Here is a 14,521-nt window from a genome sequence, read left to right on the forward strand (position 1 = left end):
TTCTACAAAATAAATTCCAATGCCAATTCGCTCTTATATTACAATATCAACACTCACTTAAAACATAGCCTAATATTAAAACAATGATTAAATTTTAGTGCTAGGTACATGAAAGAAGATAACAGACAAAGGATATGTTGTATATTTTGTCTGTTATCTTTTAAATATGAATTAGGGGGATGTTACATGCCAAAAATTATGATTATAGAGGACAATGAAAATATTAAGAAGGAACTTATAGAATTTCTTTCACGCTATGGGTATGAAGCTTATGCACCAAGTGATTTTGAAAATATTGTTTCAATAGCTTTAAAAGATGAACCTAATTTGATTTTGCTTGATATAAATCTTCCTTATTATGATGGGTATTATATATGTAAGGAAATTAGAAAGCAAAAAAATATTCCAATAATAATTGTAACAAGTAGAGATAGTGAAATGGACGAGATTATGAGTATGAATTTTGGGGCAGATGACTTTGTAACAAAGCCTTATAATACTCAGATACTTCTTGCAAGAATAACAGCTGTTTTAAGAAGAACTTCTGGAAATGATTCTGATTGCGAAATAGTGGAACATAAAGGATTAAAACTTAATATTGCTAATGGAAGAGTAAGCTTTAATGAAAGTGGTAGTGATCTTACTAAAAATGAATTTAAAATATTACTTTGTCTTATGAAAAATAAGGGATGTATAGTTAGTAGGGAAGATTTAATGGATTATTTGTGGAATTCAGATCTTTATGTTGATGATAATACATTATCTGTGAATGTCACTAGACTAAGAAAGAAATTACAAGATATCGGGTTTAAGGATGGAATAGAAACAAAGAGGGGATTAGGGTACATATTACTATGAATATGAAGGAATATTTTATTTCAAAATTACCTTATTTGATAATGAACTTTATAATATATTTATTTTGTTTAGTGCTAATGAGTATAGCTAGAATGCCACCTATAATTTTGTTTATGATTTTTCTTGTATGGTTTTCTCCTTTGACAATTTATATAATAATAGACTTTATTACAAAGAAAAAATTCTATGATGATATTAATGGTATTATTGATAAATTAGATAAAAAATATTTATTACCTGAAGTTATAAAATCACCTAATAATTATGAAGGTAAGATTGTTTATGAAGTATTAAGTGAATGTAATAGAAATATGCATGAACATGTTAATTTCTATAAAAATCTTCAAAAAGAATATAGAGAATATATTGAAACTTGGGTTCATGAAATAAAAACTCCAATATCATCTTCAAAGTTAATTATAGAAAACAGTGAAAGTAAGGAAAAAAATGCTTTAGGAGATGAGCTTAGAAAAATTGGAGAATACATAAATCAGGCTCTTTATTATTCTAGGAGTACAGATGTTAGTAATGATTATATAGTGAGAGAATTTGAAGTAAAGGAAGCAATTCAAGAATCTATTAGAAATAATAGACGTGACTTTATAAATAAGAAAATTTCAGTTGATATTGAAGGGGTATCTGGGAAAGTAATAACAGATATTAAATGGACAAAATTTATAGTGAATCAGATTGTTATTAATTCAATAAAATATAGTAAGGATAAAAGTGGGGTTTTAAAAGCTTATACAACTGAAGGCACAGACAACATAATACTCACTATTGAAGATAATGGAATAGGTATTTCTAAGAATGATGTTAATAGAGTCTTTGATAAAGGCTTTACTGGAGAAAATGGTAGGGTGTATGGTAAATCTACAGGAATAGGGCTTTATCTTTGTAAAAAACTTTGTGAAAAATTAGGACTTGGAATATCATTAAGATCAACAGAAGGTGTAGGAACAAAAGTTAATATAATTTTTCCTCTAGGTAATCTTACAAGTTTTAGGCATTGTAAAGGGTCTGTCTCAGAATAAAATGGTAATAACAAAGAAATAGAAATAACATTTATTCCAGAAGACTAGAAAAATTTCGCTAAGGCATATGAAACAGCCACTTAGATTTTAAATGACTCTACATACTTCAAAGATTTTACTTAATGTTTTTCATTTGCGTTAAACTACAGTAAATAGTAAAATTATGGTATAAAATAAAAGGGGTGGATTAATGTGGAGAAAAATTTCAGATTATTATTTTGCTTATTAGGTGGGATACTACTTAATTTAATTCCACTTTTCAGTGGTTCAGTTATGATTGTACTTTCTGATTTAAAATCAGGGTTACCATTTATGATAATAAGTGTAATTGTAGCTATAATATCATTTATAGGATTAATGGTAATATTAATTTGTTCAATATTACTTATAAAAAACAATACTAATTTTAGTAAAAAGAATTAAAGGTGGCGTGTAATAATCAATGGGTTCTGTTTTGAGGTACAAAACAATAAAATATCATAGATAATAATGAAAACAGCGTTAATATTTATAATTATTAATGCTGTTTTTATCTATGTTTTTTAATAATATTTATATTTGAAATAAAATTTAAATTGAAATATAAGACAAGTGTACATTTCTATAGAAGTATGCATCATTTAATAATTAGTTTAATCATAAAGTATATTTTGCTATATTATTTTTTTGAATGTGCCTAAAGCAAAATCAGAAAAATAGCAAAATATATTATAGTTCCTATTATTAGTTTTTTATCTTTTGCTTCATCAGATGAATATAAAATAAACCATTTAGGCCATTTTAGGTTTTTCATGTAATTGTATAATTCTTTGTTAAACAAAATAATAAGTCCAAACAAAAAATACATTACTAGACAGATGCTATAGAATATAAGCGTTAATTTAGAATTTCCTAAAGTTAAGAATAGATAATTTCCACTTAAATACAATACAAAAATGGTAATTAAAGAAAATATAATGCATGCTGTCTTTGATTTTATTGCCTTAATTAATCCAATAGGTAGTAATTGAGACATAGTAAAACCTGGAATGAAAATGCGTTGGAATGAATAGTTATAATTTATTTCATAAGAAGCATACTCTAATGGTTGCATGTCCCTTTTCCATATATAGAGAATAATTGTTGAAAATATGAATAAGATAGCTATAGAGATATTATGCAATTTTTCACATTTCTTTTCAGACTTTTTTTCTCTCATTTCTTCTAACAAATTTTTCACATTATTCTCACTACAAATTATAGGCTTAATTTCATTAAATTCTGAATATTTATTTGCCAAATATAATTCTCCCCTTTAAAATAGCTTTTAACCTTACTATAATTATTTTACGTAAATAATATGCTATATATATAATACATAATATTGTAAAATAAAGAAATATATTCAAAATAAAAAATACTGTTTGTTGGTTTTGTTAACTATTTTAGGTTTTACTAGAAATTTGAATATTTATTTTAATGACAATAATTAAAGTAAAAAGAATTAAAGAGGCGTGTAATAATTGACGAGTTCCGTTTTGAGGTGCAAAACAATAAAATGCAATAAATAATAATGAAAACAGCGCTAATATTCACTTTTCTACGGCATTAATGATATTTTAATTCTAAAAAAGTTATGATGTATATTGACATATTATTCTAAACGGAATACACTATGACTGAAAATAAAAAAAAGTCATAGAACTTAAATGGAGTGAAATAATTATGGGAAGTGCGTTTAATAAACAAGAAAAAATTATTATAAGAGAAAATCTAAAATCATGTGCTAAAGAATTTTTAATGAAATATGGAGTGAAAAAAACTACAGTTGATCAATTAGTTGAGACGGTAGGAATATCAAAAGGGGCATTTTATAAATTTTATGAGTCAAAAGAATTATTATTTTTTGAAATTATTACGGAGTTTCATAGTGAACTTTATAATATGGCTATAGATATTGCATTAAGTAATAAACAATTATCAGAATGTGAATGTTTAGAAAAAGTTCTAATAGAAGTATGTAAAGAGCTAGAAAAATCATCGCTTGTAGAGGTGCATGAAAATGAATTACCATATCTTTTAAGAAAAATTCCAAAGAAAATATTAGATGATCATTATAATGATGATGAAAGACATATCAAAGAGTTTATTAAGGCAACAGGAATATGTAGGTCAGTTGAGCCTGAATTAGTATCAGCTATTGTTAGAAGTATTATTTTAACACTATCGCATAAAGCTGGAATAGGGGAAAAGTATTTTGACAATGTACTAAAACTATTAATAAAAGGAGTATCTACTCAATTGTTAGGAGATAAGTAATTAAAAATAGTGTATGTAAAATAGAACTAAATAATAAATTATATAAATGAGTTGGAACTATAATTTGTAAAGAGGAGTGAAAAAATGATACCTAGCAAAATAAACTTTAAAAAAGGTACGTATCAATTAAATGATGAGCCTAATATTAATTACCAACTAAATAGAGTTATTATGTGGAATGGCGGTGATTTACAAGAAATAAAGGATGTTGGACGTAAAATTCACACTTGTGGGGATTGGGTAAGAGAAATGTATTCTTTGGGAGAAAAAGCATTATCTGAAAATCGTATAGAAAATGCAATTGGATATTTTAGAATGACAGAGTTCTTCATGTTTAATGGGAATTCATCTAAGATGAAGGTTTATGATAGGGCGAAAAAGTTATTTTATGAATATTACTCTGAATATTTTGAAGATGGTACTATTAAAATAGAACATGTTCCATATGAAAATGGAAAATTGCCAGTATGGCATGCAAAACCTACAAGGGAAGTTAAAGATATAATACTATTGCATGGAGGAAATGATTCTTATGTTGAGGAATTTTTATTTACTGTACTTTATTGTGTAGAGCAAGGATATGAAGTATATGCTTTTGAGGGCCCAGGACAAGGTGAAGTTTTACGTAAATATAACATGCCTTTTATTGTAGAATGGGAATTACCAGTAAAAGCGATACTTGATTATTATAATTTGAGTGATGTTACAATAATAGGAGTGTCTTTAGGAGGGATGTTTGCTCCAAGAGCAGCAGCTTTTGAAAAAAGAATTAAAAGGGTAGTTGCTTGGTCAATATTTCCTAATTTTTTAGATGTGGTATTGGGGACACAATCACCTAAGTTACAAAAGATAGTACGATTTTTACTTAAAAACAAACAAAAAGCAATTATTAATTGTGCCTTTAATAGATTGATGGCAAAAGATGAATTAGTAAAATGGGGATTAAATCATGCATTTGATTCTTATGGTGTAAAAAATGCATATGAATATCTAGTTAGATGTAATGATTTTCAAATGATTAATATTGCAAATAAAATTAATCAAGATTTCTTACTTTTAGGTGCTAAAAATGATCATTTTATTGACCGTAATTTGTATAAAGAAGAAATTGATTCTTTAACTAATGTAAAATCATTGACCTTTAGATTATTTACTGATAAAGAAGAAGCAGATAATCACTGTAATGTTAGTAATTGCAAACTTTCATTGGATACAGTTTTAAATTGGATTGAGCAAATTAAAAAGTAGCACAGTAAAAACTATAACTAAAATCTAAATACAAACACCAGATAGAATGTAAAAAAGTTAACATAATAAAACTTCCATTGCTTATAATTGGGATTACATTAATTGTTTTAGAAATCATATTATGGATACAAGCAGTTATTATATCAAAATTTGATGAAAACATTACAAAAAATGAATTAGTAACTACGGGTGCTTATGCGTGGGTGCGCAATCCTATATATTCAGCATTTACAATTATATTCACAGGAGTGTTATGTTTGCAAAACAATTTATTCATTTGATATGCCTAAAGTAAGTTATCCCATCATATATATTTAATAATGCTTTAGGATGGAGATGATATTTATGAAATTGAAATCAATAACAATGATACTTACAATACTTTTATTTATTGTTAGTATGTCTGAATTTATGAGAATTCGAAAATTGAGAAAATTAGCATACCCTTTAATTGTAATTTATTTTTTTATGGGATTGCCTATCATAGGGAAATTTATACATAATAGAGTTCTATATATGGGCGTTGCTGTATTAAGTTTTGTTATTACTATGATATTTCTATATAAGGATTTAATAATAACCAACAAAGAAAAAAATTTACTGCATTAATAAATATAATGTTGTTTTTTAAAATGACAATAGTAAGATATGACGTATTAAGTAACTGAAAGAATTAAAATTATGAATGCTAAATCGTATCATAAGTAAATGTGAACTTCACTAACTGTTATGTAATATGTAATTTTAATAAAATCTAAAAAAATTTAAATTAGGGTATTACATGAACGAAAATATTTATGATATACTATGAAAGCCAATGCGTTGTACCGACGGTCATACACTTGTCGTCGATACAGTGCATTTTTTAATTTAAGTAAAACTAAGGAGGATATTATGGAAAAATGTATGCCTAGAAATGGAAAAGAAGGATTGATTTATGGAGGTGTTATATGTGCATTGACTTGCATTTTCATGGCAACTATGAATATTTGTATTAACATGGGTGGAGTGTCAGGAGAAGCTATAGTTACATCATTAAAAGCATTTCCATTAGTTTTTATAATTGCAATGATACTTGAAACGTTTATTGTGGGAAAGATAGCTGATAAACTAGTGAATGTTTTTAGCTCATCAACAGATAGTTTAAATGCTCATATTCTGTTTAGGACATTTTTTACTGTTATTGGTATGTCCATTATCATGACAAATGTGGGAGGAAGTTTAGCCTGTGGGTTTAGTCTGGAAGTCATTAAAGAGTTTCCAATTTGTTGGCCACGCAACTTTTGTGTAGTTATATTTTTAGAACTTCTTATTGTACAGCCTATTGCAAGAAATATGATGAGAATAATGCATGAGATTCAAGAAAAATATTAAACTAAGAATGAAACTGATTTAAATGATAGGTTAAATGCATAGAAGCATACGAAACTATATTGATAAATCATCAGTATGATTTTCTTTTTTTATTCTTTAGGAAATTATATTATGAAAGAAGTTGTGGATAACGTAGATTATATTTTTATTTAAAGGTTAAGAAATAAAAACTAAAGAATAAAAAGAAAATATATTCGCCTGCCAGATTTTTCTCACATGCGTTCGAAAAGGCAGATGCGTAAAAAAAATCGACGGCTCCACAGTCGCCTTGACGATTTTTTTATATTAGCTTAGTAGTGAGTATAATCAGGAATTTTTTAAAATCCCATTTTAGAATAGCTGTTGTTTGGACAAAAGTTGGCATGTTCAATATATTATAACTAACAATTTATACATTGGTATATTTGACAATAATTAGATACAATATATAATTATGGTATAAAACAAAATGGGGAAATATTAGAATGAAGAAAAAGATAATTGCTACTTTATTAATAACTTTACTAGTAATAGGAATTACTCCAATTGGAGTTTCAGCTGAATGGAAACAAAATACCGACAATAGTTGGAGTTGGAGTGAAAATGGACACCATGCTTATTATGGATGGGAACAAATTGATGGTAAGTGGTATTGCTTTAAAGATGCAAAAATGCAAACAGGTTGGTTAAATATTGGATATTGGTATTATTTAGGCAGTGATGGAACAATGAAAACTGGTTGGATAAACGATGGTGGAAAAGATTATTATTTAAAATCTGATGGTACTTTAGCAACCGATACTGTAATTGATGGTTATTATTTAGATTCAAAAGGTGTTATGCAACCAAAAGAAAATCAAAAGGTAGTATTAGATAATGATTATGCAAAAATTACTTATTTAGGAGTAGACAGAGCTGGATCATACAGTAAAAAAGTAAAACTTCAAATTGAAAATAAAAGTAATCAGGACCTAATAATACAAACTGATGGTGTATCTATAGATGGATTTATGGTATATGGTATGTTTAGTCCTAATATTACATCAGGGAAGAGCATAATAAATGGTATTGAATTTAGCAATAGCTCAATTTCAACTAACTTTAATAATATAGAAGGAAAATTCGTAATTATTACAAAAAATTATAAAACACTTGAAAAAGATAATTTTTCAATTAAATTTTAAAAAATAAAATAAATAATAAAGCTGTAAGTTATATAGCTCAATGAAGAAATTTTCAAAGCTAGGAATTAAATTTTCTAGCTTTTCTAATGTAAAAACATTACCCTATAATAGAGTTCTATATATGTTTTTTTCTGTATTAAGTTTTGTTATTACTATGATATTTCTATATAAGGAGTTAATAATAACCAACAAAGAAAAGAACTTACTGCATTAATAAACATAATGTTGTTTTTTAAATTACAATAGTAAGATTTAACGAATTAAAAGGATGGAATAATAAAAATGGAATCAATTGAAAAACTTATATTACAACTTGAAAATGATTTATTGAAGTCAGAAATAAGAAAATCGCCACAAAAAGTAAATGAAATATTAGCAGATGATTTTATTGAGTTTACCAGTTCGGGAAGTGAATATCATTATAAAAGTGGTGACGTATTTCAAAAACAAAATGATAATCACGAATTATTTTGGAAAATTATAGATTTTAAAATAAAACAATTATCAGATGATTGTATATTAGCAATATATAAGGTAATAAAACATAACGAAGCAAATGAAAATAAAAAATATTCACTTCGTAGTTCTATATGGAAATGTTATGAAGGAAAGTGGAAAATGCTTTTTCATCAAGGAACACTGACATCTCAAATTTAGAAGAAGAATGTCAGGGACTTTTATATAAAAACATTACCCTATAATAGAGTTCTATATATGGTTTTTTCTGTATTGAGTTTTGTTATTACTATGATATTTCTATATAAGGACTTAATAATAACCAACAAAGACAAGAACTTACTGCATTAATAAACATAATGTTGTTTTTTAAATTACAATATTCTTATATTTTGACATGTTCTATTTCAAGCAACATTGCAGGAGTTACATCTTTCTTCTTATATTTAAAGATATCACAGAAGTTTAGATATGTCCTTAATATACTCAAAACATTTATACAGTTTATGACTACTTAAAGAGCAACTAACAATAAGGCATGTTGATATATATAAACAAATATAGTTTCAAGGGAAATAATGGTACAATTTATATATGAGTTGCTTCATACTCATAATTTTATGTACAGAAATACCGTTGATTATTTGATTGATGATAAGGAGGAATTATGGATTATATTCAGTTTACATTAAAAGTATTAAGTGTTTTATTTATATATATAGTAATTATGAAAATTTGTATGGTGGTGGCAAACTATGTAGGTGAACAATTAGGGCTTGGAAAATCTCTTATATATTTATGGAGAAAAATAAGAAAAAAATAAATTGGTATTGAAATAAGCGGTCTAGTCTATGGAAATTTTATTCAATCAACATTCATATTTTTCTTAAAATGGGCATCAATAATTAAAATTAGTTCTTATTTATATTAACGTATTAATTTAACAATTTAGTATAAATTTCATTTATACTTATGGAGGAAAAAAATGAGCAATAAAAATAATGGGGAGGTTATCCAAATGAAACACCAAAAGCTCGCCCAAGAAAGACACTTGAAGAAATAATACATTATGAAAATTGGTAATATTTAAAATATGAATAAAATATATTACGAAACAAAACCAGCAAATTATTTGCTGGTTTTTATATTGCTTGCAAATTATACATATATAGTTCGTATAAAAAAGTAATATTAATATTATTTTAAATTAGGTTTTGACAATCACAGGGCTCTGAAAAAGTTTAATTTATAATTTTTTTACTGGGACTTGTAGTTCAGTTAAGTAATCATTAGGGTTTGCTTCATTACAAGGTCCTTTTAGAGGTAATTGACGGGCACTACCACATATACCATATCCATTTTCTTCAATCCATTGTCCAAGATAATTATATGCAGGAGCAATATTTGAAAATTCACCTGGAACTAAGATGCTTACAACTTGTTCTATTGGTACAGTTTCTTTGAAAGTAAAACCATCAGCATCATTTAATAATTTTTCAACAACAACTGCAACTTCTACATCAGCTGGCCCTTCTTTATAATCTTCATCGTGGTAGGTGGCATAAGCAATATTACTACAAGAAATCTTTTTATCTTGAATATATTCACCTAACCTTTGCCAAAGGATTCCTTCTACATCATATGTTGGTATGGTATCTCTTAATGAGATAACTTTATATGACGGTACTGATTTTAGTGTAACATTATAATTCATATTGACTTTCTCCTTTTTCAAATTCTTAATTTTAGCATTGATTTTTTTTAGTTTTTCTTCTTCAGCTTTAATATTATTTTTCACTTCTGCCTCTTTTTGTTTTAAAATATCTTTCAATTTCTCATCAGATTGCTCATTTATAGCAATTGCTATATCAGACACATTAAAACCCATATCACGAAGAGCAACAATGAGATTAAGCTTAGTAATTTGATTAGCTGAATAATATCTATATCCAGTGAACACATCTATTTCAGCAGGCTTAAAAAGTCCCATCTCATCATAATATCGCAGCATACGTACAGATACCATTGTTAGTTTAGAAAAATCTCCAATCTTAAACATAAAATCAACTCCCTAAAAATATCATTGCTAATTACAATTTAAGAATAATGCCTCACACCATGTTAGAGTCAATATCTTTTTTGTATTTTACCATATTTTCAAATAAGATTCTTTTAAAATCAATATTAAACTATTTATATACATTGCAAATTTAAATATACAACACAACCATAAACAGCTACTTTATTTATTGAAGACTTGTTATTGTAATATATATAATATTTAAACATTATAAAATAATAAAGTAGCTTTATTGCTTGTTTTGCAATAATATTTTAGTTACAAGGCATATTAAAATAAATAACAAGTCAGTATGCTAGTCTATTTTGCGTCATAAGGAAGCTCGACTCGTATACACTCGCTGAGTAAGTGATTCACACAAAATCATAGATTGCACGGTGTGAAAGTTCGAAGAACGAAATATAAAATTTCGATTCTCACTTTTGGTTCTCTACTCACGTCAATAAAATCAGCCCATAGCTTGCTATGCGTTAATTTTATTTCCTTGCCCTTGCACCAAATATACGTCGCATCTTTGACTTGTTATTTCCTTTAATATGCCTAAATAGAAATCTTTCAATATTGTAAGATAGTTGAAAGATAATTCGATATGAAAAAAGCTTTAAGGGCATTAGAATATAGTCATAAGGTCGATTGATTGTTTAGCACACTGAACAATATGTAACAATATCAACATGGATTTAAGACATATCCCAAAAAATATGAACTATATTGAATTTTTCAAATTCGATTTATAAGGAAAAATTAGGAGGAAAGTTTATGGAAAATATATTAAATGTACAAAATGTAGAAAAATATTATGGAAATAAAGAAAATGTTACAAAGGCACTTGATAATATAAGTTTTAAGGTTGAAAAGGGTGAATTTGTTGGAATAATGGGACCTTCAGGTAGTGGTAAAACTACTTTGCTAAATTGCATATCTACTATAGATAATGTAACTACAGGAGCTATTACAATTGATAATGATGATATTACAAGATTGAAAAATAGAAAATTAGAGAAATTCAGAAGAGATAAATTAGGATTTATATTTCAAGATTTCAATTTATTAGATACTTTAACAGCTTATGAAAATATAGCTTTAGCCTTAACAATAGGTGGCAAAAAGGGTAAGGAAGTTGATGAACTAGTTAAAAAATCAGCTCAAAGTTTAGATATATTTGAAGTCTTAAATAAATATCCTTATCAAATGTCAGGAGGACAAAAACAAAGGGTTGCAGCAGCTAGAGCAATAGTTAGCAGTCCAAAGCTTATTTTAGCAGATGAGCCAACAGGAGCTTTGGATTCAAAAGCTGCTAAATTACTTTTAAATTCTATTGAAAAATTAAATAAAGAATTACAAGCAACTATCTTAATGGTAACTCATGATGCTTTTACTGCAAGCTATGCTCATAGAATTTTATTTATAAAAGATGGCAGTATTTTCAATGAATTAGTTAGAGGCGAAGATTCTAGAAAAGAATTTTTTAATAAAATAATAGATATTGTTACTCTTCTTGGAGGTGACTCTAAAGATGTATTCTAAAATGGCATTAAATAATGTAAAGAAAAGTTTTAAAGATTATACTATTTATTTTTTAACTTTAACTTTTGCAGTATGCATATTTTACAGCTTTAATTCAATTGACTCACAATCTGTTGTTGCTGATATGAGTAAAGGGCAATCTGAATATGTTAAAGTTATGGGTAATATGATCTCAGTTATATCAGTTGGCGTATCTGTTATTTTGGGAGGACTTATAATATATGCAACTAACTTTTTAATTAATAGAAGAAAAAAAGAATTTGGAATATACATGGTTTTAGGCATGGGAAAAAGAAAAATGTCACAAATATTATTCCTTGAAACCTTATATATAGGAATAATATCATTAATCGCGGGGCTCTTACTTGGAATGTTATTTGCCCAAGTGCTATCAATATTTACAGCTAAGCTTTTTGCAGTACAAATGACTAAATACAGTTTTGTAATTTCAAACAGTGCAATTTTAAAAACAATTTTATATTTTGGAATAATGTATTTGTTAGTTATGCTATTTAATGTAATTATCGTTTCAAGATATAAACTAATTGATTTATTATGTGCAAGTAAGAAGAATGAAAAAGTAAAAGTGAGAAATCCTTATTTATCAAGTTTTATATTAATTGTTTCATTAATTATATTAGGATATGCTTATTATTTAGTTAATAAAGTAGGATTAAATTTTAATGATTTTAGGTTTAAAGTTTCATTAGTATTTGGAGTATTAGGAACAGCACTTTTCTTTTATGGATTTTCATCAGTCATGTTTTTTATACTTCAAAAAAATAAGAATGTATATTTAAATGGATTAAACATATTTAGCATAAGACAGATTTCAAGTAAATTTAATACTAATTTTATTTCAATGACAATAATTTGCTTAATGCTATTTGTTACAATAGGAACGCTGTCAACTGGATTAGTTATAAAGAATTCAGCGGAAAGCTCATTAGTAAATCAAACACCTTTTGATGCATCTATGCAAATTAGTAATATTAAGGACACCAAAGTTCCAGTTTTAGATGCATTAAAAGAATTAAATTATAATTTAGAGGATAATTCAAATTATGTTTTATTAAGACAATATGAGAATGATATGAGTACTAAAGACTTATTAGAGAAATATGCAACGGCTAATGATGAAAAACAAACTTTAGATATGAGAGTATTTGAAAAAACAAATATGCTTAAATTATCAGAATATAATAGTATGAAAAAATTAAAAGGGGAATCAATCATAGATTTAAAAGATGATGAAGTATTGGTATCATCTGATTATGAACCATTAAAAGGTATATTAAAAAAATTCATTGAAAAAGAAAATTCAATAAAAATAGGAAACAAAGAATTTAAAATAAAAGAAAAGAAAATTCTAACTGAAGGCATTTCAACATCACGTGTTAGCCTGTTTAATTTAATAGTACCAGATAATGTAGTTGATGGGCTTAAAGTGTCAGAAGAAATGTTGAATTTAAATTTTTCAGGAAATAATAAAGAGGAAGCTAAGAGACAGTTAACTGATATTTTAACTGGATTTATGTTTGATAATAATGAATATAAAAATTTGAATTATGTTATTTATGGTCAAACAAGGGAAATGGCATATGAAGCAAGTAGAGGAATATCTACAATAGCATTATTTATAGCTGTGTATATAGGAATAGTATTATTATTATCAAGTGCAGCAGTGCTTGCGCTTCAACAATTATCACAATGTAATGAGTCAATAGAACGATATAAATCATTAAGAAAAATTGGTGCAACAAAAAAGATGATTAATAAGAGTATTTTTACACAGGTAATAACATTCTTTATGTTGCCATTAGCAGTTGCATTAATTCATTCATATGTAGGAATTAATGTAGTAAATAGTTATATGATGTCCATAGGTGGAGGAGATCAACTAAAATCAATATTAGTAACAGCTTTAATAATGTTTATTGTATATGGTGGATATCTATATGCAACATATATAGCATATAAAAGTGTAGTTAATAATGAAAATGCGTAGAGTTTAATCTAAGCATCCAATTATAAGGTAAAGTGATAACAGATTAAAATGGGCTGTCTTAGAATTACCAAGTGAAGTAATAACAAAGAAATAGAAATAACATTTATTCCAGAAGACCAGAAAAATTTCGCTAAGGCATATGAAACAAAATAACAAGTCAAAGATGTGACGTATATTTTGAGTCAGATAAGGAAGTAACATTAGCCAATAGTAAACTATTAGCTAATGTTACTGACGTAGTATGACTCAAAATAGACTAACATACTGACTTGTTATTTCTATTTCTTTTTTTGAATACACTAATACCGTTAAATGATGTATATTAGAAGACAGATACTTTTTTTATTTATAGTATATAAGTTCCAATAAAGTTTATTCATTATAGGTTGTTGAGTAAACAAAAATTGTAAAAAATAAATAAGCCATTCCTTTGTGATATAATGATTTCGCTAAAAACAACAAATACATCACATAA

Annotated in this window: 13 protein-coding genes; 11 read left to right on the top strand and 2 right to left on the bottom strand. The window is 26.5% G+C overall.

Annotated elements, in window-relative coordinates; genetic code table 11:
• The first annotated feature begins 186 nt into the window (after positions 1-186).
• The 3 genes from BM027_RS13000 to BM027_RS13010 all read left to right on the top strand — a co-directional run bounded on the left by BM027_RS13000 (position 187) and on the right by BM027_RS13010 (position 2,315).
• Positions 187-858 carry a response regulator transcription factor gene (locus BM027_RS13000; protein WP_090092586.1) on the top strand — a complete coding sequence of 224 codons (672 nt, stop codon included), beginning with the start codon at positions 187-189 and terminating at the stop codon, positions 856-858.
• Positions 855-1,892 (top strand): sensor histidine kinase, encoded by a 1,038-nt coding sequence (locus BM027_RS13005; RefSeq protein WP_090092588.1) that lies wholly within the window; start codon positions 855-857, stop codon positions 1,890-1,892. Before BM027_RS13000 ends, BM027_RS13005 begins: the two co-directional genes overlap by 4 nt.
• A gap of 192 nt (positions 1,893-2,084) precedes the next feature.
• Positions 2,085-2,315 carry a hypothetical protein gene (locus BM027_RS13010; RefSeq protein ID WP_090092590.1) on the top strand — a complete coding sequence of 77 codons (231 nt, stop codon included), beginning with the start codon at positions 2,085-2,087 and terminating at the stop codon, positions 2,313-2,315.
• A 253-nt stretch (positions 2,316-2,568) separates the two neighbouring features.
• Here BM027_RS13010 and BM027_RS13015 read toward each other — a convergent pair whose 3' ends face one another.
• Positions 2,569-3,171, bottom strand: a complete 603-nt coding sequence (locus BM027_RS13015; RefSeq protein WP_090092592.1) for a hypothetical protein — start codon at positions 3,169-3,171, stop codon at positions 2,569-2,571.
• A 425-nt stretch (positions 3,172-3,596) separates the two neighbouring features.
• On the opposite strand from BM027_RS13015, the gene BM027_RS13020 reads away from it, so the two are divergent.
• The 6 genes from BM027_RS13020 to BM027_RS18275 all read left to right on the top strand — a co-directional run bounded on the left by BM027_RS13020 (position 3,597) and on the right by BM027_RS18275 (position 9,254).
• Positions 3,597-4,190 carry a TetR/AcrR family transcriptional regulator gene (locus BM027_RS13020; RefSeq protein ID WP_090092595.1) on the top strand — a complete coding sequence of 198 codons (594 nt, stop codon included), beginning with the start codon at positions 3,597-3,599 and terminating at the stop codon, positions 4,188-4,190.
• 84 nt (positions 4,191-4,274) lie between these two features.
• Positions 4,275-5,438, top strand: coding sequence for an alpha/beta fold hydrolase (locus BM027_RS13025; protein ID WP_090092607.1), 1,164 nt, complete (start codon positions 4,275-4,277; stop codon positions 5,436-5,438).
• 894 nt (positions 5,439-6,332) lie between these two features.
• Positions 6,333-6,812: a DUF2798 domain-containing protein gene (locus BM027_RS13040; protein ID WP_090092614.1), complete on the top strand. Its 480-nt coding sequence runs from the start codon at positions 6,333-6,335 to the stop codon at positions 6,810-6,812.
• A gap of 464 nt (positions 6,813-7,276) precedes the next feature.
• Complete coding sequence (locus tag BM027_RS13045) at positions 7,277-7,975, top strand: cell wall-binding protein (RefSeq protein ID WP_090092617.1); 699 nt, start codon at positions 7,277-7,279, stop codon at positions 7,973-7,975.
• Between the two features lie 282 nt (positions 7,976-8,257).
• A complete protein-coding gene (locus tag BM027_RS13050; protein ID WP_090092619.1) occupies positions 8,258-8,632 on the top strand; it encodes a nuclear transport factor 2 family protein in 375 nt (124 codons plus the stop codon).
• Between the two features lie 466 nt (positions 8,633-9,098).
• On the top strand, positions 9,099-9,254 hold the full coding sequence (locus tag BM027_RS18275; RefSeq protein ID WP_175559990.1) for a hypothetical protein: 156 nt from the start codon (positions 9,099-9,101) through the stop codon (positions 9,252-9,254).
• A gap of 423 nt (positions 9,255-9,677) precedes the next feature.
• On the opposite strand, the gene BM027_RS13055 is transcribed toward BM027_RS18275, so the two are convergent.
• The gene (locus BM027_RS13055) at positions 9,678-10,490 is read right to left on the bottom strand and encodes a MerR family transcriptional regulator (RefSeq protein ID WP_090092621.1); all 813 of its coding nucleotides are present in this window, start codon (positions 10,488-10,490) and stop codon (positions 9,678-9,680) included.
• Between the two features lie 780 nt (positions 10,491-11,270).
• Here BM027_RS13055 and BM027_RS13060 point away from each other — a divergent pair.
• Together BM027_RS13060 and BM027_RS13065 are read left to right on the top strand one after the other, a co-directional pair.
• On the top strand, positions 11,271-12,038 hold the full coding sequence (locus BM027_RS13060) for an ABC transporter ATP-binding protein (protein ID WP_090092624.1): 768 nt from the start codon (positions 11,271-11,273) through the stop codon (positions 12,036-12,038).
• Positions 12,028-14,046, top strand: coding sequence for an ABC transporter permease (locus BM027_RS13065; protein ID WP_090092626.1), 2,019 nt, complete (start codon positions 12,028-12,030; stop codon positions 14,044-14,046). The genes BM027_RS13060 and BM027_RS13065 overlap by 11 nt, the downstream gene beginning before the upstream one ends.
• The last annotated feature ends 475 nt before the right edge of the window (positions 14,047-14,521 follow it).

The sequence above is a fragment of the Clostridium uliginosum genome, assembly GCF_900112485.1.
Lineage (GTDB): Bacteria > Bacillota > Clostridia > Clostridiales > Clostridiaceae > Clostridium > Clostridium uliginosum.